We start from the raw sequence: 20,505 nt of genomic DNA, 5'->3' as shown, positions 1-20,505 counted from the left end.
GGAGCCCGACCTGAGCCCCGAACCCCAGACAGATGCGCCGACGCGTCGTTGGTTTCTTCGTATAACCCCGGCGCTGGCGGCAGCTTGTCCCCTGTATCGGGTTTCAACCGGCGCGTCTGCGCAGACGCTTTCGCCTCCGATTGCATCGAAAATCACAAAGCCGCCGCCCACCCCGCTTGATTTTGCCGTCGGGCAAGGCCCCGGGGTACATGGCGCTAACAGTCTTTTCCCGCCGCTGGCTGCCCGCGATGACGTGATTGCCTTGTCGGCCCTCACTACCGGTAACACCAGGCGGGAGAAAAACCGGATTCTTCCGCTGTTCACCATGGAGCAGATGGCGCTCAACCAGAGGACTCAGCGCATCCAGGGTTTCATGATGCCGCTTGATCCGGGCGCAAGCCAGACCCATTTCCTGTTGTCGGCGGTGCCGCTGACCTGTCCATTCTGTATTCCGGGCGGACCCGAAAGCATGGTTGAAGTCAAAAGTAAAAAGCCGGTCAAATACAGCATGGAGCCAGTGGTGGTTGAAGGCCGTTTCCTGGTGCTGCCTGATGATTCCTACGGACTTTATTACCGCATCACTGACGCGACCAGCGTCAACTGATTGGCTGGATCCGGGTTCATGGCCTACATGGCCCTTCATGGCCCTTACGGCCGTTATGACCGTTACTGCCCGCCTGCCGCTGAACTTCGGCCGCCACGCTGTGGAATCTTCGCGGCGACCTGCCGCAGAGTGCTGCTGACCAGCGCCACGGAGTTGCTGGAACTGGCGCAGGACAGTTCCGATAAGCGGGTGCGGAATTTCCCGTGGCGATCCGGGCCGCCGTTGGCAGACCTTCGGCCCTGGTGCAAAAAAACGGGGCTTCACGCTGGCAGGCACCGCCGCAAAAAGCCCGACCTGCGCACAGGCCGGACTGAAAGCCTTCGCGGTTAAACTTCCCGCAGTCATAAAACCGTCATATTTCTGGCCTAATTTCTGAGGATTAAGCATGCTGTTTGGCAAATTGCTGCCGCGCGAAGGTAACTTTTTCGAGATGTTCGATCAGCATGCCAACCGCATTGTCGAAGCCGCGCATGCCTTTTCAAATATGGTTGCCAACTACAGCGACGTGGAAAAACGCGAGGCCTACAACCGCGAAGTTGACAACGCCGAGCGCGCCGCCGATCGCATCACCCAAGAGGTCAACCGTGCATTGCACAAGACGTTCATTACACCGATTGACCGGGACCAGATCCACCAGCTGATCAACACCATGGATGACGTGGCTGACCTGATCCAGGATTCCGCCGAAACGATGGCGCTGTACGACGTGCGTCACATGACGGAAGACATCGTGCGATTGACAGACCTGAGCGTCAGGTGCTGCGAGCGGCTCAAGGATGCTGTGTCGCTGATCGGAAAGGTCCGGGATGCGGCGACGGCCGAAGCCACGCTCAAGACCTGCGAGGAGATCGACAAACTGGAATCGGACGCCGATCATGTCATGCGCTCGGCCATGAGCCGCCTGTTTCGCGAAGAGCCCGATGTGCGCGAACTGATCAAGCTCAAGGCAGTTTATGAATTGCTGGAAACCATCACCGACAAGTGCGAGGACGTGGCCAATCTGATCGAGGGCATCGTCCTCGAAAACTCCTGAACGCTGCAGGCTGAGCCGTACTTCTTATGCAAACTGCACAGACCGCTCTCTGGGTTGTGGCCCTGCTGGTCATCATGGCCATCGCCTTCGACTTCATGAATGGCTTTCATGACGCCGCCAATTCGATTGCGACCGTGGTCTCCACCGGCGTGCTCAAACCCGGCCAGGCCGTCGTGTTTGCGGCCGTCTTTAATCTGCTGGCACTTTTCATCTTCCACCTCAGCGTCGCAGCGACCGTGGGCAAGGGCATTGTCCAGCCGGGGGTGGTGGACACCCACGTCGTTTTCGGCGCGCTGATGGGTGCCATCGCCTGGAACCTTGTGACCTGGATTTACGGCATTCCCAGCAGTTCATCGCACGCGCTGATTGGCGGCATTGTGGGCGCGGTGATTGCCAAGGCGGGCGCGAGTTCACTGATCGCCGAAGGCATCTGGAAAACCGTCGCCTTCATTTTTGTTTCGCCAATGCTGGGTTTTCTGCTCGGCTCCATGATGATGGTGCTGGTGTCGTGGACTTTCCGGCGCGCCACGCCGTCGCGGGTTGACCGCTGGTTTCGCCGCCTGCAACTGGTTTCCGCGGGGGCCTACAGTCTGGGCCACGGCGGCAATGATGCCCAAAAAACGATCGGCATCATCTGGATGCTGCTGATTGCGACCGGCTACATCCCGGCCAGCGATGCCTTGCCGCCAACCTGGACGATTGTCAGCTGCTACACGGCGATTGCGGCGGGCACCATGTTTGGCGGCTGGCGCATTGTCAAGACCATGGGCCAGAAAATTACCAAACTCAAGCCGGTGGGCGGCTTCTGCGCCGAGACCGGCGGCGCGATAACGCTGTTTTTGGCCACCGCGCTTGGCATTCCGGTGTCCACCACCCACACCATCACGGGCGCCATTGTCGGCGTCGGCGCCACGCGGCGCGCTTCTGCCGTGCGCTGGGGCGTGGCGGGCACGATTGTCTGGGCCTGGATTTTCACCATTCCGGCGTCCGCTTTCGTCGCAGCCTTGGCCTACTGGCTCAGCCTGCAGCTTTTTTAAGCTCGCGTCAGCGGGCTGGCCGACAGCTACCAGTCTTCCTTGACTGCCAGCACTGCGTCCTTGCCTGCCGCCGCGCGACCCGCCAGCCAGGCGGTCAGCGTGCCGGCCAGCACGACCGCCGCGCACAGCAGCAGCAGGCGCAGCCATGGCAGCTGCAGGTCCATGGTCCAGTGAAAACTCTGCGGATTCACCACAAACACCAGTACCGCCGATACCGCCAGGCCGAGGGCAAGCCCTGCCAGCGCGCCAATCACGGTCCAGGCGGCGCCTTCGCCAGCCACCACGCTGAGGATTTGCCGACGCGTCAAGCCCAGGTGTGCCAGCAGGCCAAACTCCTTGCGGCGCGCCAGCACCTGGGCGCTGAAACTTGCTGCTACGCCAAACAGGCCGATGGCAATCGCCACGCCCTGCAGCCAGTAGGTCACGGCAAAGCTGCGGTCAAAAATTCTCAGGGAGTTGGCGCGAATCTGGCTGACCGAGGCCATCTCTATGAGCGCGCCGCCGCCCGACTGCCGCTCGGCCAGGTCGCGTATCGCCTGCTGTACATCGGCGTCTTTCGCGCCGGCACTGAGCCACAGAGCCAGGTCGTTGACGCGCGGATCGCCGCTCAGGCGCTCGAAGTCGCGTTGCGCTATCGCAATGGCGCCCGACTGGCGGGCGTAGTCGCGCCAGACGCCGGCGACATAAAATTGCGCTGGCGCCGGGTTTGCTATTAAATCAGTAGCAGCAGATGACCGATTTACCTGGACAACAGCACCAAAAGCCTGTGAAAGCGGCAAAAAAATGCTGCCCGGCCTGGCACCGTACAGGTCGACCATCGCCTCGCTGACATAGATGCCGATTTGTCCGGCTGGCACTGGAAGCGCGGGTCCGAGCAGTGGCAGCGTGGTCGCCGGGTTGTCAATGGCGCGCGCAATCAGCGTGACAGCGGGTTTGCCGGCGTCGAGCAGCAAGGGCATGCTGCGCAGAGTGCTGGCGCGCGCCACGCCGGGCAAACCGGCCAGCCCCTGCACAAATTCGGGTGAAAAGTAAGCCGTGTCGCTGGCCGAGGCGCCCGGTGTCATGCGCACATACAGATCGGCCGGCAGCACCACATCGAGCCAGTGCGTCACCGAATCGCGAAAGCTCGCCACCATCACCGTCAGCGCCACCGCCAGGCTGAGCGATGCGACGACGCCACTGACCGCCACCGCCGCGCTCTCGCGGACCCGGCGTGCCCGCTCGACGGCCAGCAGCGGCAGCAGGCGGTTCGCGACCCACGGACTGAGCTGGTCGTAAAGCAGCTTGATCAGCCATGGCAATGCCGTGATGCCGCCGACCAGCAGAAAACCGACCGACAGATAAGCCGCCAGCGGAATGTCAAATATTGGCGGAAGCAAGGCCAGCAGGACGCCGGCGGCAATCAAACCGGTGCTGAGCCAGCGGCCGGTGCCGCCGCTACCGGGCGCAAGGCCCAGCCCCTTGAGGGTTTGCGCCGGCGGCAGTTTTTGCGCGGCCCGTGCCGGCCACCAGCCGCCCACCGCCGCCGCCGCCACGCCCAGCGCACCGTAGCTCAAGGCACCGGCGCTGCTCCACTGCAGGACCGGTGCCACACCGGCAAAATAGCCGCCGCCGAGATCACCGCCCAGCAACCGCAACGCCAGCGCCGCCAGCGCCGTCCCCAGCGCGATGCCGGCCAGCGAGCCAATCAGCCCCAGCACCAGCGATTCGACCAGCACCAGTTGCAGGCGCTCACGGCCCGTGAGGCCGAGCACACCGAGCAGCGCAAATTGCTGCGCCCGTTTGGCCACGCTGAGAGACAGCACCGAGAACACCAGAAACGCGCCGGTAAAAAGTGCGACCAGCGCCAGCACCGTGAGGTTGACGCGGTAGGCGCGCGAGAGTCTGCTGACGCGCTCCGCAGCGTCGCCCGGTGCGCTGGCGGTGATGCCGGGCGGCAAGTCGAGCGACTCGGCAAAGCTGCGCGCGTCGCTGCCAGCCTTGAGCCGAACGTCAATGCGGGTGAGCTTGCCACCGCGGCCAAACAGCTCTTGCGCGCCAGCGATGTCCATCACGGCCAGCGGCCCGCCGCCGGCGCTCACGCTGCCCGCCACGGTCACGTCACGCAACTGCAGACCGTCTTGCAACTGCAGGCGGCCACTGCTGAAAACCTGGCGCGCCGCAGGGTTGAGAAAGACCGTGCCGGGTGCAAACAGCGCCATGCGGTCTGCGCCGCTGGATGGCACGGGCATCAACGCTGGCGCAACCGACGCCACGGCGAGCGCATCGATGCCGATGATTCGCAGCTGCTGGCGCCTGGCCTGGTCGCCGTTGGCATCGAGTGCATAGGTCGTGATTTCCAGCACCGGACTGGCCATGCTCACCTGCGCGCTGCCGGCGACGCGCTGGTAAAGGCTTTCGTCAAAACTGCCCTGTACGGCGCGCAACTCCAGATCAGGCTGGCCGTTGACGGCGCGTACCGCCTGCGAAAATTCGCTCAAGGCCGAGGCATTGATGAGATGCACCGAAAACGCCAGCGCCACGCCCAGCATCACCGCCACCACGGCGGCGGCATTGCGCCAGGGATGGTGGCGGAGTTCTTGCCAGGAGAAGGTACGAAGCAGAGCATGCATGCTCGCTATTGTGAATTAGTCGGACTGAAATTTTCTGCCCTTACAACCGCAAACAGCAGTAAGTCTGAAGCTAACATTCTGTAACAAATTTGCGCATTTAACCGAAACTTTTACGTTAAAAAAGCAATCCATTAACGGGAAATTACAAGCAGACACATTATCGGCTTACAAATTACGAACAATTTATTGATCTGCAATTACAAGTAGATACATTCCAATTTTTTTTAATTTGCAAAAAATGTCAACTATGAAATTACATACAAGATCGAAGTTTACGATTTACCGTTTGGTTGCGGCCTTGATGGCGCTGGCAATAGCACCGACGGCTGTGCTTGCGCAAAGCATGTCGCTTTACACTGGCTCGGATACAGTGCAACCCGTAGTGGAAGCAGCTCTGGTGAGGTTTGTTCGTGGGCGCGCCACGTACAAGCCGCAAATGCACAATGTCGGCACTACGCCGGGGTTCAAAGAGTTTTGCAGCGGAGCTGCTTTGCTGGCCGGTGCATCCCGCTTGATAAACAGCGAAGAGTCAAAAAGTTGTGCCAAGTCAAGCATCCCGGTCACCGAGATTCCTGTTGGCCTCGACGCCGTCGCACTGGCGGTTTCCAGCAAGAACGTTTGGCTGAAAGACTTGACGCTAGCTGAAATTACCAAGATTTTTGACCCCGCTTCGGCTGGCAAAATTACCTCGTGGAAGCAGATTCGCCCCAGTTTTCCGGATACGCCCATCAAGGCGGCGGGCGTTGGCATCAAGCATGCAACCTTTGGTTTTTTCAGTGAAAGTATCGGCTTGAAGGGCTTTTTGCGCTCCGATTACAAAGACCTGAAAGACCACACCGAAACCGCCAAATACCTTGCGGCAAACGATACCGCGCTTGGATTTCTACCGATCGGTGAAGCCAAGGCGATGGAGGGTCAGGTGCGGACAGTGGCGGTCGATTTTGGTGCCGGCCCCGTAATGCCAGGTAGTGATGAGATTTCTGCCGGTAAATACGACAAGCTCTCCCGCACGGTGTATTTGTATATAAATACCGCAGCCTTGATGAAGGCGCCCGCCGATGACGTCGCTTACGTAAATTCGCTCGTCAAGGATATGGACAAGTTCGTGAGCTTTGCCAATCTGGTGCCGTTGCGCACGCTGCAGTACCAGGAAAATGCCAAGCGCCTGGCAGGTTCTCTCAAATAAGGTGCTGGACTTCGTGCATCACAGCTAGCAGAGTGTCCCTGCCCGTTCGCCCTCATGGTGAGCGTGGTGCGGCAATTTATCTGCGCGCTCAAGCCACCATGGATCGCTGTGGCCGGCGGCCTCGCGATGACGTCGGGAAAAATATCGCGGTGGGTCAGGGCGGCAAAATTTTCGGAAGCCGGTTGTATGCCATGCCCCGAATCACTCTCGAATACCTTCGGCGCTCAAATGCAGCACCCGGTCCGCCCGGGCGGCGGCGGCTTCGGAATGCGTCACCAGCACCAGGGACGCGCGGTGCTGCCGGGTCTGTGCTATCAGCGCATCCATTACTTTTGCGGCGGTGGTGGGGTCGAGGTTGCCCGTGGGCTCGTCGGCCAGTAGCAGGCCGGGGCGATGCACCAACGCCCGGGCAATTGCCACGCGCTGCAATTGTCCACCGCTAAGCTGTTGCGGCAGACGCCTGCCCAGGCCGCTCAAGCCGACTGCATCCAGCAGGGCTTCCACTCGCGCATCGTCGGCTTGGCCCAGCAGTAGCAGCGGCAGCGCCACGTTTTGCGCCACGTCCAGGTGCGGCAGCACATGAAACGCCTGAAACACGAAACCGACATGGTGGCGGCGCAGCAGCGCGCGCTGGTCATCGCTCATCGATCCCAGCGCCGCACCATTTAGCGTGACCGAGCCTTCATCCCAGCTGTCCAGCCCGGCCATGCAATTGAGCAGGGTCGATTTGCCGACGCCCGATTCGCCGACGATGGCGACAAACTCGCCGGCTGCCACGTCAAGCGTCACCTGGCTGAATACGACGGAGTCGCCGTAACGTTTGCCCAGCTGTCTGATCTGCAAGGTCATCGGAAAGACCCGGCGTGCAGCTTTACCAGTGCGAGAACCTGCTCCAGTGCGTCGGGCGCGTCGCAGGCGACGATTTGACGCTGCGCCATGGAGCGCAACCAGGTGATCTGCCGTTTGGCGAGCTGCCGCGTTGCAAAAACGCATTTGTCGCGAAGCTCGTTCGGTTCCCTGGGGGCGAAAGTGCCGTCGCGTCCGCGCGCCGCCTGCGCATCGAACGCTTCCCAGGCCTGGCGGTAGCCGACGCAGCGCATCGAGGGCAGATCGGGGTTCAGGTCGCCGCGTGCGCGCAGCGCCTTCACTTCATCGAGAAAGCCCGCTGCCAACATGGCGTCAAAACGCTGGGCGATGCGGCGGTGCAGCCAGGCTCGATCCGCTGGTTCAAGGGAAATTAAAGTGGGAGTGCTCACCGCCCGGTCGCTGGCGGCCGTGGTTTTGCTGGCGTTTTGCTGGTGGAAAAATGACAGCGGCTGGCCGGACAACTTGAACACTTCCAGTGCACGCGAGATGCGCTGCGAGTCATTGGGTTCCAGCCGTGCGGCCGTGACCGGGTCCACCCGAGCCAGCGCCTCATGCAGCGCTGGCCAGCCTTTTTCGGCCGCCTCGAGCGCCAGCAGGGCGCGCACAGCCGCGTCGGCTTTGGGCATGTCGTCAAGCCCGTCGAACAATGCCTTGAAATACAGCATAGTGCCGCCCACCAGCAGCGGCAGCTTGCCGCGCGCGCTGATGTCGTCAATCAGTCGCCTCGCGTCCAACACAAATTCAGCGGCACTAAAGGCTTTGAGCGGATCGCGAATGTCGATCAGGTGATGCTTTGTTGCGGCCAGCTCGTCCGCACTGGGCTTGGCCGTGCCGATGTCCATGCCCCGGTAGACAAGCGCTGAATCGACGCTGATGATTTCGGCCGGGTAATGTCGCGCGATGGCCAGCGCAGCGGCGGTCTTGCCCGACGCCGTGGGGCCCGCCAGGGCAATGTAATAAGGAAGCTGAGGTGAATCGCTTTGCGCTGGAGCAGGGGAAACAGACATGCGCTCAAGGCTACCAGAAAGACGCGCCGGCATTGGTGACCTGACGGCCTACTCGCCGCCGCCTGCAGTGCCTTGGGAGGCGGCCGTGCCAAACAAACTGGCCAGTGCCACGCGGTACTGCGCCTGTCCCAGCTCATTGGTGTTGTGGTGGGAGCCGCCTTCGACCAGTACAAAAGCCTTGGGCCCCCGGGCAGCTTCATACAATTTGCGTCCGAGCGCTGGCAGGATCTGGTTGTCGCTGGCGCCGTGCACCACCAGCAACGGCGCGCCCAGATGGCCGACTTTTCCGATCGACTCGAAATGCTGCGTGATCAGGGGGCCAAGCGGCAACCAGCCCCATTTCAGAGGGGCCAGCACATCGGCAATCGAGGTGAAAGTTCCTTCAACAATGGTGCCGGCTTCGTCATCCACCCGGGAAGCCAACTCGATGGCCACGGCACCGCCCAGCGAATGGCCGAAGATGTAGCGCGGCCGGCCCGGGTGCTGCACGCCCAGCCAGTCCCAGGCCGCACGCACGTCCTCATAAGCCATGTCTTCGGAGGGCAGGTCGGGCGAACTTTTGCCAAAACCCCGGTAATCAACGGCCAGCACGGAAAACCCGAGTTCCTGCATGTGGCGTATGCGGGGCGCGGATCCTTCCACGTTCCAGCCCGCGCGGTGCATATACCGCCGCCCGGGCGCCGGGGCGCCGTTCCAGGCTGGGGTTTTTCCATCTGCAGGCAGCCACAGGCCATGCAGCCTGGCTGGGCGGCTGGTGCTCCGGGAGTCGAAATCAATCCACACGTCCTGCATGTCTTTGGCCATTTCGGCGCTGGCCCCCCAGCTACGGTCGCTGGGCTGGAAAATCCAGCCGCGCTGCTTTTCGTCGAGTGCGGCGCAACCAGCCAGCACGGCAGATGCCAACAACAGGGAGGTCAGGACAGGCCAGTATTTCATTGTATTGACTGACCAGTTTGGCGCGAAATAGTTCTCGGTCGTGAAACCCGGTTCTTTGGCGGTCAATGATGCGGGAGCCTGGCGCCCACAACGTTCCAGCGCCGAACCGATAACTCTGGCCGCCGCAAGGCAATTAAATAGCAGGTTTAATATTTTCCAACTCCGGCTTACCGGAGGGCTTCAAAACTCATCAGAGGAAATGCAGATGACTTCTTCACAAAATTCCCCAGTCTGGTTCATTACCGGTTGCTCGACCGGTCTGGGTCATGAACTGGCCAAGCAGGTGCTGGCGCGCGGCTGGCGTGCCGTTGTGACGGCGCGTGACAAGGCGCGCCTGGCCAACCTCGTGCAGGGCGCCGAGGACCGTGTGCTGGCGATAAATCTTGATGTCAACAACGCCGGACAAATAGATGCGGCGGTTGAAGCGGCGCACCAGCGCTTCGGACGCATTGATGTGCTTGTCAACAATGCCGGCTATGGCTATCTGTCGTCGGTCGAGGAAGGCGTCGAGGCGCAAATCCGTGCTCAGTTCGACGCCAACGTGTTTGGTCTGTTCGCCATGACCCGGGCCGTGCTGCCGGGCATGCGGGCGCAACGTCGGGGGCATGTGATCAATATCACGTCGGTGGCCGGTTACATCGGCTTTCCGGGTTCGGGCTATTACGCCGCCACCAAGCATGCGGTGGAAGGCTGGTCGGATTCGCTGGCGGCCGAAGTCGAGTCGCTCGGCATCAAGGTGACCTGCGTGGCGCCAGGGCCGGCTCGAACCGACTGGGCTGGGCGTTCAATGACGCAGACGCCGAGTCTGATCGCCGATTACGCCGAAGCGGTGGGTGCGCGGCTCAAGGCCACCCGCACGAACAGCGGGCAGCAGGCCGGCGATCCGGTGAGCATTGCTCAGGCCATGATGGGCATCACCGAAATTGAAAATCCGCCACGCCATTTCGTGCTTGGGGCTTTCGGGGTTGATGCGGTCACCGGTGCCCTCAAAAAGAGTCTGGCCGAGATTGAGGCCTGGCGCGAGAAGGGCGTGGCGACCGATTTCGCCAAAAGATAAGGCCGGCAGACGAGACGGGCTGGTGGTGACTTGCGGCACCGGCTGGCTTCCCGGATTTCTGGGTAAAGAAGCCCGCCATGCCCTGTCAGTCTGGCGCTGGAAGCGATGAATATACGAGTGGGCCAGTAGGTCGACAACCTGAAAAGGCGAGGTCGCGCCGCTTCAAGACTTAGCGCCCGCGCAAAAACAGGCTGTCGAGATCTTTCAGGCTGACCTGGCGCCAGGTCGGCCGGCCGTGGTTGCACTGATCTGAACGCTCGGTGGCCTCCATCTGCCGCAACAGGGCGTTCATTTCGTCAACCGTCAGTCGCCGATTGGCACGTACCGCGCCGTGGCAGGCCATGGTGGAAAGAAGCTCGTTGCGGGCGCGCTGAATGACGGTGCTGGCTTCGTGCTGCGCCAGTTCGGCGAGCACGCTGCGCGCCAGTTCGACGGCGTCGCCGGCGGTCAGGCTGGTGGGAACGGCGCGCACTGCCAGTGTTCTGGGTGAGAAAGGCGTGATTTCCAGGCCCAGTATGCCCAGGGTTTCGGCACTGGCTTCGGCCGTTGCCACCTCCTGCGCCGTGGCGGCAAAAGTCGCTGGAATCAGAAGCGGCTGGCTGGCAATGCGGGAGGCGTCAAGCTGGTTTTTCAGCCGCTCATAGACGATGCGCTCATGGGCGGCATGCATGTCCACAATGACCAGCCCCTGGCTGTTTTCGGCCAGGATGTACACGCCCTGCAGCTGCGCCAGCGCGCGGCCCAGCGGCCAGTCGCCGGCTGGCAGGCTGCCCGAGGGCGCCGCTGCCGACGCCGTGCCGGGCGTGCTTGCAGTCGCAACACTGCCCTGCGCGGCTGGCAGGGCAGGCCACACCGCCTCGAAGTCGGAGGCATGGTTGTTTCGGTTTGCTCCTAAATAAATAGCTGACTGTGCCCATACTTGATGGACGTAAGCCTGATTTGATCGAAAAACCCGGTTTTCGGTCTGCTCCCCGGCATTTTCAGGCAGTGTGTCGCCGGCGGATGCCGCTGCCGCTGCCGAGCGCGGCGCGGCCAGCGCATCTTCCGTCGCATGGCGCACCGCCTGATGCACCTCGCGGCTGTCACGAAAGCGTACTTCGATTTTGGTCGGGTGCACGTTCACGTCTACCCGTGCCGGATCGATGTCAACATACAGCGCGTAAACCGGTTGGCGCTGGCCGTGCAGCACGTCTTCGTAAGCGCTGCGCGCCGCGTGCGTGATGATCTTGTCTCGCACGTAGCGGCCGTTGACGTAGGCAAACTGCTGGTCGGCGCGCGAGCGGGCTGCGTCGGGGATGCCTGCGCGGCCCCAGACCCGTACGGCGGGCAGGCCATCGGCGCGCCGGGCTGGGCTTTCGTAATGGACAGCGACGGACTGGCCGACAAAATCAGCGCCCAGCACATCGGCCAGGCGCTGTTCAAGAGCCGCACTGCGCCCGTCGGGTAAATCACTGCTGCAGGCGCGCCACTGCTCGACCAGCTTGCCTTCGTGCCAAACCGCAAAACCGACATCCGGCCGCACCAGCGCATGGCGGCGCACCGCCTCGACGCAGTGCGCCAGCTCGGTGGCATCGGTTTTCAGGAACTTGCGGCGCGCCGGCGTGGCGTAAAACAACTCGCGCACTTCGACGCTGGTGCCGCGCGCGCGCGCCGCCGGGTGCAGTTCGCCGGTACGGCCGTCGAGCTGCCAGGCGTGTTCGGCCTCGAGTGTTCGCGACAGCAGGCTCATGTCGGCAATGGCGTTGATGGCGGCCAGCGCCTCGCCCCGGAATCCCATGGTGCCGACGGCTTCCAGGTCCTGCAGCGAGGCGATCTTGCTGGTGGCATGACGCCTGAGGGCAACCGGCAGCTCTTCGCGCGGAATGCCCTGGCCATCGTCTTCCACCAAAATCAGCCGCACGCCGCCCGCTGACAGGCGCACCGTCACCTGGCCGGCGCCCGCGTCCAGCGCGTTGTCCACCAGCTCGCGCACCACGGAGGCGGGGCGCTCGACCACCTCGCCGGCCGCAATCTGGCTGATCAGTTCGTCGGGAAGGTCGCGGATGGGACGGCGCGGGGCCGGGGGGAGGGGAGTCATCTGCAAATCATTTTAGGCGCAGCCTCCCGTCCGCTCTGCCAGCCCCTTGCCGGGCGTGGGTTTCGGACCTGTCAAAATCCAGGCATGGAAACAGTCTCCCTTCTCCTCGATTTCATCCTTCACGTCGACAAGCATCTGCAGACTTTTGTCACCAGTTACGGCACATGGGTCTATGCGCTGTTGTTCATCATCATCTTTGTCGAAACCGGCGTCGTCGTCATGCCGTTTTTGCCTGGGGATTCACTGCTCTTCGTGGTTGGCGCCATGTGCGGCGTGGGGCTGATGAGCTATCCGCTGGCCGTCGGGCTGCTGTTTGCCGCAGCGGTGCTGGGCAACCAGTGCAACTACACCATTGGCCGTTATTTCGGGCCCAAGGTGTTCCAGTGGGACGACTCCAGGCTGTTTAACAAAAAGGCGTTTTACCAGGCGCATGCGTTTTACGAACGCTACGGCGGCATCACCATTGTGGCGGCGCGCTTCATGCCATTTTTGCGGACCTTCGCGCCCTTCGTCGCCGGTGTGTCGCAAATGACGCGCAGCAAATTCATGCTGTTCGACGTGATTGGCGGCGCGCTCTGGGTCGGCGGCATCGTTACGGCGGGTTTTTTCTTTGGCAACGTGCCCTTTGTCAAGGCGCATCTGGACAAGATCATCTGGGCCATGATCGCGGTCCCCGGCCTGCTGGTGGTTTTCGGCGCCTGGCGCGCCCGGCGCCAGACTGGACGAGCCCCGGTCTAACCGCTGATACCCGCTTGCTCATCCTGCCCCCCTAGGATTCAGGAATTTTCCAACCCGTGACGTCGCGGGTACTTTCAGATGACCGACACCATGAAACTTTCCGATGTTCGCACCCTGCCTGAACTGCTGGCCTTTCGCGTCGCGCAAAGTCCGCAAGGCGAGGCTTACCGTGAATTCGACGCCGGCGCGGGCCAATGGATCAGCACGCGCTGGGCCGGATTCAGCGAGCGCATCACGCAATGGCGTCAGGCGCTGGCCGCCATGCAGCTGCCGCCCCATGCAAGCATCGCCATCCTGTTGCCCAACGGCTTGAATGCGGTCAGCCTAGACCAGGCGGCGCTGGCACAGGGTTTTGTGCCAGTGCCTCTGCATGCCGTCGACAACCCCGGCAGCATTGCCTACATCCTGTCTGACTGCCAGGCGTGTATGCTGATGGTGTCTTCGCTCGCGCAGTGGCGCGCGATTGAAGGCCTGGGCCTGGCACTGCCCGCGCTGCGGGGCATTGTGGTCACCGACGAGGTAGACGCGATCCCAGCCACCGGCGAAGCCGTGGCGATCTATCCGCTGGCCGGCTGGCTGGCGGCGGACCAGGGCCATACGGCTGCTGTGCTGGCACCGGCCGGGGACGATCTGGCGGCCATCGTTTACACCTCGGGCACCACCGGCAAGCCCAAGGGCGTGATGCTGACGCACCGCAACGTCATGTCCAACATACAAGCGATTTTGCAGCGCGTCGTGCCCACGGCAGACGACGTGTTCCTTTCCTTCCTGCCGCTGTCTCACACCTTTGAGCGCACGGCCGGTTATTACCTGCCGATGGCGGTGGGCAGTTGCGTGGCCTACGCGCGCTCGGTCGCGCTGCTGGCCGAAGACCTGAAAACCGTGCGGCCGACGGTGCTGATTTCAGTACCGCGCATTTACGAGCGTGTGTTTGCCAGACTGCATGAGTCGCTGGCGGGCTCGCGCTTCAGGACCGGTTTGTTTGAAGCGGCGCAGGCGGTGGGCTGGCGGCGCTTTTGCCGGCTGCAGGACTTGCCGCTGGCCGAAGGCGAGCGCAGTGTCTGGGCCGCGCTGGACCGGCTGGTGTGGCCGCTGCTCGAGCGCCTGGTGGCACGCAAGCTTCAGGCGCAGTTTGGCGGGCGCTTGCGTGTTGCCGTGAGCGGTGGGGCACCGCTGTCGCATGCCGTGGCGCGTTGTTTTCTAAGTCTCGGCGTGCCGGTGCTGCAGGGGTACGGCATGACGGAAACCACACCCGTGGTGGCGGCCAATGGCGTGGACGACAACGACCCCGCTACCGTCGGCCGCGCGCTGCCCGGTGTGGAGGTGCGTATCGGCGAGAACCGCGAGCTGCAGGTGCGCGGCCCCTCGGTGATGAAGGGCTACTGGGGGCGGCCGGAAGACACCGCCCGGGTGCTGACAGCGGACGGCTGGCTCTCGACCGGCGACCAGGCGGACATCGACAAGGGCCGCATCCGCATCATGGGCCGAATCAAGGAAATTATTGTTACCTCGACCGGCGAGAAGGTGCCACCCGCCGATCTGGAGCTGGCGATTGCCGTTGACCCGCTGTTCGAACAGGTGCTTGTGGTCGGAGAAAACCGCCCCTTCATTGGCTGCGTGGTGGTGGTCAACCTGGTTGAATGGCAGCGTTTGGCAGCCTCGCTCGGGCTCAATCCCGAAGACCCGGCCAGCCTGGAGCTGCCCGCCGTCCAAAAGGCGGCGCTGGCACGCATGGCGTTGCAGACAAGGGATTTTGCGCGCTACGCCACGCCGCGGGCAGTGTGCCTGACGCTGGCCCCCTGGACCATTGAAAACACCCTGATGACGCCGACGCTCAAGCTCAAGCGCAACAACCTGATGAAGCGCTACAGCCGCGAAATCGAGGCGCTGTATTCAGCGGGTGGGCGTCGGGATGCGCCGTCCGCATAAACCTCGCTGCTGCAGGGCCTGGTGTTTGCCACTTTCAGCGAAGACATCAAGCCGCTGGAGGACCCGTTGGTCCCGCACGGCATGCAATGGCGGGACCGCAGCTTCAAAGAGCCCGAGGGTGCGCGCGAGCGAAGGTTGCCGGGTCGCAACCGTCAGCGCATTCCCGGAAACGCTAAGCTCATGATGGAGAATATCAGGGACCCGTATCACGCTAATTTGCTGCGCACCTGGTTTGTCATCTTCGGCCTGTGACGCGCCGAGAAGAAAAACCGAACGGGCAGGGCGTGATCAAGGCCGAGGCGCCCGACTCACCTTTTTTAACCCGGCCGGGCGGCTTGAACTGGGTTTACAACGTGAGCATCCATATCGACGAGTCATTAAAAAAAGACGAGTGCTGAAATTCAGCAGTCGTCTTTATTTGTATGACAGCAAGTTGATTGTCAACTCACTGATTTGCCCGATTTGACTTGATCACAAAGGGTAGGTCAACCAGCCCGATCAGCGTTTTTTGCCGACTTCGTTGCCGATCAACGCACCTGCAGCGGCGCCACCCACCGTGCCCAGCGTGCTGCCGCCGGAGATTGCGCTGCCGGCCACGCCTCCAAGCACTGCGCCAGTGGCGGTGCCGATTTGCGCATTGCTTGGATTGGTTCCGCAAGCAGTGAGTGCGATAAGGGACGCAGCAGCCACGGAGATCAAAACTTTTGTATTCATAAGAGTCACCTTTTTCGGGAGATTCAGGCTCTTTCGCCAGCTGCATCCACGGCGTGAAGGGCCGGCGCTGCCTGTCATTTGATTGTAATACCCGGTATTGGATCGTGCATGTAGGAGGATGCCACTGCTAGCCGTCGGCTTGTGGCCGTCCTGCGGGGAACTAAAGCGCACGATTGCGCGCCAGCGGCGGATTTTTGGAGAAATATTGCGAGATGCCACGCATCAGCGCGTCGGCGAGCTGGATCTGGTACTCATCGCTGCGCAGTCGGGCTTCTTCGTCGGGGTTGCTGATGAAGGCGGTTTCCACCAGCACGCTGGGAATGTCGGGTGCCTTCAGCACCGCGAAGCTGGCCTGCTCGACCCGGGGCTTGTGAAGTTTTCCGACATTGCCGATTTCGCCCAGCATGGCGCTGCCCAGTTTCACGCTGTCCTTGATTTGCGCCGCGGTGCTCATGTCAAACAACGCTTTTTGAACCTGCGCGTCCTTGGCCTTGACGTTGATGCCGCCGACCAGGTCGGCCGAGTTTTCCTTGTCGGCAATCCAGCGCGCGGCGCTGCTCGAGGCTCCTTTTTCGCTCAATGCAAAAACGCTAGCGCCTTGCGGCCTGGCTGTAAAGAACGCGTCTGCATGAATGCTGATGAAGAGGTCGGCTTGCACGCGGCGCGCCTTTTGCACACGGATATGAAGCGGCACGAAAAAATCGGCATCACGCGTCAGGTAGGCGCGCATATTGGGCTGCTGGTTGATGCGGTCGCGCAGGCGGTGCGCAATCTGCAGCACCACATCTTTTTCCCGCGTGCCACCGGGGCCGACCGCACCGGGGTCTTCGCCGCCATGGCCTGGGTCCAGTGCGACGATGACCAGCCGGTCGGTTTTGCCTTCTGCCCCGGGTCCTGAACGGCCTTTGGGAAACGGCGCGGCTTCTGCCAGAAAGGGGGGTGTGATCGCGACCGGCGGCTGGGCCTTTTCGGGCGCGGGCGTGGCCGCCGGCTTGCTGCCGGGCGCCTGACTGGCGCTGGTTGCCGTGCCCCCATTCGCTTTGCCGGATTGCCGCGCCATCAGGTTGCCAAGCGGGTCGACCTCTGCGCCCGGGGCAGCAGTGCTGACGGCTTCCGGCGCGCTGCCCGACAGCCGTTCGGCAATCAGCGCTTCCAGCGGGTCTGCCGCCTGGGCCGGGTAAAGATCAAACACCAACCGGTACTGATAAGCCGCAACCGGACGCAAGATGAAGACTTGGGGCAGCATCGGCTTTTTAAGATCCATCACCAGCCGCACCACCCCAGGTGAATTCTGGCCGACGCGAATGCCCGAGATGTTCGGGTCGTCCGATTTGACCTTGGCCACCAGCTCGCGCAAGGCTGGAATCAGATCTATACCCTCAATGTCGACGGCCAGGCGTGGCGGCTCCGGGATGAAGAACTGGCGGGCCTTGATTTCCACATCGGATTCGATGGTGAGCCGTGTGTAGTCTTTGGAGGGCCAGACGCGCACCGCCAAAATCGTGGCGCCGCGAGCAATATGCTGCACGCCCAACAGTAACAGCACGCTGCCCATTTGCAAGGCAGCGCGGCGGCTGACGGATGGTCGGGAAACCTGTTTTTTCATGCCAGCAGCTCAGCCCCGGTGGGGGTGTAGGCCTTCAGCGTGATGGAGCGCGATTCGTTGGCGAGCATGTCAATATCAATCACAAGGTCGGGCTGTGGCAAATGACCTGTGGCCTTTTCGGGCCACTCGACCAACTTGAGCCCGGGGCTGGCGAATAGTTCGCGAAAGCCAGCTTCTTCCCACTCGCGTGGGTCGTTGAAACGGTAAAAATCGAAGTGCCAGATGGACACCACTGGATTGTGACCTGACTCGAGCGCCGGTGCAGCTACCGTGTAAGCTTCCACCACCGCATACGTGGGGCTTTTTATTCGGCCTTCGACGCCCATGCTTTTGAGCAGGTGGCGCGCAAACGTCGTTTTGCCGGCCCCCAGATCACCCTGCAACTCAATCAGGGCGCGGCCGATCGCCGGCTGGCGCGCCAGCGACTGCGCAAACGATTGGGTCGCAGCCTCATCGCGCCAGACCATGTTTTTTACAATCAACGGGTGCTTATCAGCAATCATTTGAACAGTCATCATCTCGTTTCTCAAATTCAGACTTGGGCGCGCGAGCTTGGATTTTCGCAAATTGGCATCGCCGGTGTTGACCTGTCGTCGGCCGAAGCTGGATTATCGGCCTGGCTGGCCGCTGGTTTTCATGGTGACATGCATTACATGGCGGCACACGGGCTCAAGCGGGCCCGCCCGGCGGAGCTGATTCCCGGCACCGTCAGCGTCATTACGGCACGCATGGACTATTTGCCGGCGTCCACGCCGGCCAGGCCGGGCGATTGGCAGGCCATGGAACTGAGCCGCCTCGAGCGGCCCGCCGAAGGCATTGTTTCTGTGTATGCCCGGGGGCGCGACTACCACAAGGTGATGCGGGGCCGGCTGCAAAAGCTCAGTGAGCGGATTGGCGAACAGGTGACGCAACTGGGACACCGCGCCTTTACCGATTCGGCCCCGGTGCTTGAAGCCGAACTGGCCGCGCGTAGCGGCCAGGGCTGGCGCGGTAAACACACGCTGCTGCTGAATCGTGAAGCGGGCTCGATGTTCTTTCTGGGCGAAATCTACGTGGACATTGCCCTGCCGCCGAGCGCGCCAGTGACGCCGCATTGCGGCAGCTGCCATTCCTGCATCGACGTTTGCCCGACGCGGGCCATCATTGCGCCGTACAAACTCGATGCGCGGCGCTGCATTTCCTATCTGACTATTGAGCACGCCGGGCCGATTCCGCTGGAGCTCAGGCCGCTCATGGGCAACCGGATTTACGGCTGTGACGACTGTCAGCTGATTTGCCCCTGGAACAAGTTCGCCCAGCGCAGCGCCCTGCCTGACTTTGATGAACGGCGCGGTCTTGGCGGGCAGCAGCTGGTGACCCTTTTTTCCTGGAGTGAAGAAGAGTTTTTGCGCTTCACTGAAGGCGGACCGATTCGCCGCATTGGCCACGAACGCTGGCTGCGCAATATTGCCGTCGCCATGGGCAACGCCTTGCGCGGCGGGCTGGTCGACGATGCGGCGATACGGGCGAGCTTGCAGGCGCGCGCGGATCATCCGGCCGAACTGGTACGCGAGCATGTGCTTTGGGCGCTTTCGCCTTGAGTGCGCCATCGGCTTGCCATGGCACCCGCAATTTCCGTATTTTCAATAAAACTGGCCTCACGTCCAATTAATACGGTTATAGTTTGCTACTAAAAGTATAGCAAAAGCCTATTGCATCTGTTCTGAAAAACGGACTTGCCGCGCCGCGAATTTACGCCAGCAGGCCGAGTGCAAACGGCAAACTCAGCATGCCGAGCAGGGTTGACAGGGTGACCAGGCCGGCTACGTAGCCGCCGTTGTAGCCCATGCGCGCCGCCAGCACATAAGCGCTGGACGCGGTGGGCAGCGCGGAAAACGCCAGCAGGAGTGTGGCCTGCACGGCCGAAAGGCCAAACAGCAGGCTCAGTCCCAGCGCCACGAGAGGCAGGAAAAAATGCCGTATCGACAGCACCGCGACGGCCAGTGTTTTGGCCTGCGACAGATGGCCAAACTGCATGCCGGCACCGGCGGCCATCAGGCCCAGCGCAATCGCCGCCGCGCCGATGCGCGTCAGCGTGGGCTGGGTCCAGCCGGGCAGAGCAAAACCAAGCAGGTTGGCCACCAGGCCGGTCGCCGTGGCGAGGATCAGCGGGTTGCGCAGCAGTTCGCGCAGGAAGCCACGCCCGGCGTGTCTGGCCATGGGCCACACCGCGGCCACATTGGAAAGCGGCACGCAGACGCCGATCAGCACCGCAAACAACTGCAGGCCCTGGCTGCCGCCCAGCCGTTCGGCCAACGCCAGGCCGATGAACGAGTTAAACCGAAAGGCCACCTGGGCACTGGCCGCATGATCGCGCGCATTGATATTCCGGCGCAGCCAGGGCAGATACGGCAGGCTGTAGGCCAATGCGATGCCCGCCACGCCCAGCAGCAAGCCCGAACTGATCAGACTGGATGTGGCGCCGAAATCAAGCGGGCTTTTGACAATCGACTGGAACAGCAAGACCGGAAACAGGAAGTAATAAACCAGGCTTTCGACCTGCTCCCAAACGGTACGGTTCAGGGCCGTGTAGCGGCAGACGAGGTAGCCGCAAAGAATCAGCGAGAAGTCCGGAAAAAGAAGTTGCGCATAATTCACGGGTCAAGAATAACCGTAAAAAATCCGGGTTTGCCCGGATGGATCGCAAACAGGCACTTATCGTAATCCACAAGTGGCAGGAGCGCCGCGAGCGTATACGATCCCTATTGGACTCATCGCAAGGAATTGAATATGCAACGCCGTCATCTGTTTGCCCTGTCCGCGCTCGCCTTGAGTGCGGCTACCTCATCTGCCCTGGCGCAGGGCTACCCCAGCAAGGTTGTCAAGCTGCAAATACCATTTGCGCCGGGCGGCACCACCGACATCATCGGCCGCGTCATTGCGGAACCCCTGGGCAAGGCGCTGGGCCAGGTCGTTGTTATTGAAAACAAGGCCGGCGGTGGTGGTGTGATTGGCGCGACCGAAACTGCCCGCGCCACACCGGATGGCTATTCGCTCGGCATGGCGACCGTGTCGACGACTGCGGCCAACCCCGCCATCAACCCGAAAATCCCCTACAACCCG

Annotated in this window: 20 protein-coding genes; 11 read left to right on the top strand and 9 right to left on the bottom strand. The window is 62.1% G+C overall.

Annotated features, from left to right (window positions below; translation table 11 throughout):
• The 3 genes from HHJ19_RS09040 to HHJ19_RS09030 form a co-directional block, all read left to right on the top strand.
• Window positions 1-604, top strand: a 604-nt coding sequence (locus tag HHJ19_RS09040) for a DUF3299 domain-containing protein (protein ID WP_366929396.1), incomplete at its 5' end; no start/stop codon positions are given.
• A gap of 385 nt (window positions 605-989) precedes the next feature.
• Window positions 990-1,637 carry a DUF47 domain-containing protein gene (locus tag HHJ19_RS09035; RefSeq protein WP_296906142.1) on the top strand — a complete coding sequence of 216 codons (648 nt, stop codon included), beginning with the start codon at window positions 990-992 and terminating at the stop codon, window positions 1,635-1,637.
• A 26-nt stretch (window positions 1,638-1,663) separates the two neighbouring features.
• The gene (locus tag HHJ19_RS09030; RefSeq protein ID WP_296906140.1) at window positions 1,664-2,674 is read left to right on the top strand and encodes an inorganic phosphate transporter; all 1,011 of its coding nucleotides are present in this window, start codon (window positions 1,664-1,666) and stop codon (window positions 2,672-2,674) included.
• 26 nt (window positions 2,675-2,700) lie between these two features.
• Here the strand turns inward: HHJ19_RS09030 and HHJ19_RS09025 are convergent, their stop codons facing one another.
• A complete protein-coding gene (locus tag HHJ19_RS09025; RefSeq protein ID WP_296906138.1) occupies window positions 2,701-5,286 on the bottom strand; it encodes an FtsX-like permease family protein in 2,586 nt (861 codons plus the stop codon).
• A 247-nt stretch (window positions 5,287-5,533) separates the two neighbouring features.
• Between HHJ19_RS09025 and HHJ19_RS09020 the strand changes: the two genes are divergently transcribed.
• Window positions 5,534-6,472 carry a substrate-binding domain-containing protein gene (locus tag HHJ19_RS09020; RefSeq protein ID WP_296906135.1) on the top strand — a complete coding sequence of 313 codons (939 nt, stop codon included), beginning with the start codon at window positions 5,534-5,536 and terminating at the stop codon, window positions 6,470-6,472.
• 201 nt (window positions 6,473-6,673) lie between these two features.
• On the opposite strand, the gene HHJ19_RS09015 is transcribed toward HHJ19_RS09020, so the two are convergent.
• Genes HHJ19_RS09015 through HHJ19_RS09005 form a run of 3 tightly spaced genes read right to left on the bottom strand, consistent with a single transcriptional unit; the run spans window position 6,674 to window position 9,282 of the window.
• A complete protein-coding gene (locus tag HHJ19_RS09015; RefSeq protein ID WP_296906132.1) occupies window positions 6,674-7,321 on the bottom strand; it encodes an ABC transporter ATP-binding protein in 648 nt (215 codons plus the stop codon).
• On the bottom strand, window positions 7,318-8,346 hold the full coding sequence (gene miaA, locus HHJ19_RS09010; protein WP_296906130.1) for a tRNA (adenosine(37)-N6)-dimethylallyltransferase MiaA: 1,029 nt from the start codon (window positions 8,344-8,346) through the stop codon (window positions 7,318-7,320). Before miaA ends, HHJ19_RS09015 begins: the two co-directional genes overlap by 4 nt.
• A 48-nt stretch (window positions 8,347-8,394) precedes the next feature.
• Window positions 8,395-9,282, bottom strand: a complete 888-nt coding sequence (locus HHJ19_RS09005) for an alpha/beta fold hydrolase (protein ID WP_296906127.1) — start codon at window positions 9,280-9,282, stop codon at window positions 8,395-8,397.
• Window positions 9,283-9,487: 205 nt separating this feature from the next.
• Here HHJ19_RS09005 and HHJ19_RS09000 point away from each other — a divergent pair, with 205 nt between their 5' ends.
• Window positions 9,488-10,339 carry an oxidoreductase gene (locus tag HHJ19_RS09000; RefSeq protein ID WP_296906124.1) on the top strand — a complete coding sequence of 284 codons (852 nt, stop codon included), beginning with the start codon at window positions 9,488-9,490 and terminating at the stop codon, window positions 10,337-10,339.
• Between the two features lie 169 nt (window positions 10,340-10,508).
• Here HHJ19_RS09000 and mutL read toward each other — a convergent pair whose 3' ends face one another.
• The gene (gene mutL, locus HHJ19_RS08995; RefSeq protein WP_296906121.1) at window positions 10,509-12,416 is read right to left on the bottom strand and encodes a DNA mismatch repair endonuclease MutL; all 1,908 of its coding nucleotides are present in this window, start codon (window positions 12,414-12,416) and stop codon (window positions 10,509-10,511) included.
• A gap of 84 nt (window positions 12,417-12,500) precedes the next feature.
• Between mutL and HHJ19_RS08990 the strand changes: the two genes are divergently transcribed.
• The 4 genes from HHJ19_RS08990 (at window position 12,501) to HHJ19_RS08975 (ending at window position 15,481) form a co-directional block, all read left to right on the top strand.
• Window positions 12,501-13,154, top strand: coding sequence for a VTT domain-containing protein (locus HHJ19_RS08990; protein ID WP_296906119.1), 654 nt, complete (start codon window positions 12,501-12,503; stop codon window positions 13,152-13,154).
• A gap of 90 nt (window positions 13,155-13,244) precedes the next feature.
• Window positions 13,245-15,083, top strand: a complete 1,839-nt coding sequence (locus HHJ19_RS08985) for a long-chain fatty acid--CoA ligase (RefSeq protein WP_296906116.1) — start codon at window positions 13,245-13,247, stop codon at window positions 15,081-15,083.
• A gap of 21 nt (window positions 15,084-15,104) precedes the next feature.
• Complete coding sequence (locus HHJ19_RS08980; protein ID WP_296906113.1) at window positions 15,105-15,335, top strand: hypothetical protein; 231 nt, start codon at window positions 15,105-15,107, stop codon at window positions 15,333-15,335.
• The gene (locus tag HHJ19_RS08975; protein WP_296906110.1) at window positions 15,332-15,481 is read left to right on the top strand and encodes a hypothetical protein; all 150 of its coding nucleotides are present in this window, start codon (window positions 15,332-15,334) and stop codon (window positions 15,479-15,481) included. Before HHJ19_RS08980 ends, HHJ19_RS08975 begins: the two co-directional genes overlap by 4 nt.
• 100 nt (window positions 15,482-15,581) lie before the next feature.
• Here the strand turns inward: HHJ19_RS08975 and HHJ19_RS08970 are convergent, their stop codons facing one another.
• The 3 genes from HHJ19_RS08970 to tsaE all read right to left on the bottom strand — a co-directional run bounded on the left by HHJ19_RS08970 (window position 15,582) and on the right by tsaE (window position 17,918).
• Window positions 15,582-15,797 (bottom strand): glycine zipper 2TM domain-containing protein, encoded by a 216-nt coding sequence (locus HHJ19_RS08970; RefSeq protein WP_296906107.1) that lies wholly within the window; start codon window positions 15,795-15,797, stop codon window positions 15,582-15,584.
• 160 nt (window positions 15,798-15,957) lie between these two features.
• Window positions 15,958-17,403: an N-acetylmuramoyl-L-alanine amidase gene (locus HHJ19_RS08965; RefSeq protein WP_296906105.1), complete on the bottom strand. Its 1,446-nt coding sequence runs from the start codon at window positions 17,401-17,403 to the stop codon at window positions 15,958-15,960.
• Window positions 17,400-17,918 carry a tRNA (adenosine(37)-N6)-threonylcarbamoyltransferase complex ATPase subunit type 1 TsaE gene (gene tsaE / locus HHJ19_RS08960; RefSeq protein WP_296906147.1) on the bottom strand — a complete coding sequence of 173 codons (519 nt, stop codon included), beginning with the start codon at window positions 17,916-17,918 and terminating at the stop codon, window positions 17,400-17,402. The genes HHJ19_RS08965 and tsaE overlap by 4 nt, the downstream gene beginning before the upstream one ends.
• 15 nt (window positions 17,919-17,933) lie before the next feature.
• Between tsaE and queG the strand changes: the two genes are divergently transcribed.
• Window positions 17,934-18,983, top strand: coding sequence for a tRNA epoxyqueuosine(34) reductase QueG (gene queG / locus HHJ19_RS08955; RefSeq protein WP_296906144.1), 1,050 nt, complete (start codon window positions 17,934-17,936; stop codon window positions 18,981-18,983).
• Window positions 18,984-19,134: 151 nt separating this feature from the next.
• Here the strand turns inward: queG and HHJ19_RS08950 are convergent, their stop codons facing one another.
• Window positions 19,135-20,040 carry an AEC family transporter gene (locus tag HHJ19_RS08950; RefSeq protein ID WP_296906100.1) on the bottom strand — a complete coding sequence of 302 codons (906 nt, stop codon included), beginning with the start codon at window positions 20,038-20,040 and terminating at the stop codon, window positions 19,135-19,137.
• A 132-nt stretch (window positions 20,041-20,172) separates the two neighbouring features.
• Between HHJ19_RS08950 and HHJ19_RS08945 the strand changes: the two genes are divergently transcribed.
• On the top strand, window positions 20,173-20,505 hold a 333-nt coding region (locus tag HHJ19_RS08945; protein WP_296906097.1), incomplete at its 3' end, for a tripartite tricarboxylate transporter substrate-binding protein.

This window comes from Polaromonas sp., from assembly GCF_012927415.1.
Classification (GTDB): domain Bacteria; phylum Pseudomonadota; class Gammaproteobacteria; order Burkholderiales; family Burkholderiaceae_C; genus Polaromonas.
The sequence above is the reverse complement of the archived record's forward strand: the minus strand, read 5'-3'. Positions and strand labels throughout refer to the sequence as shown.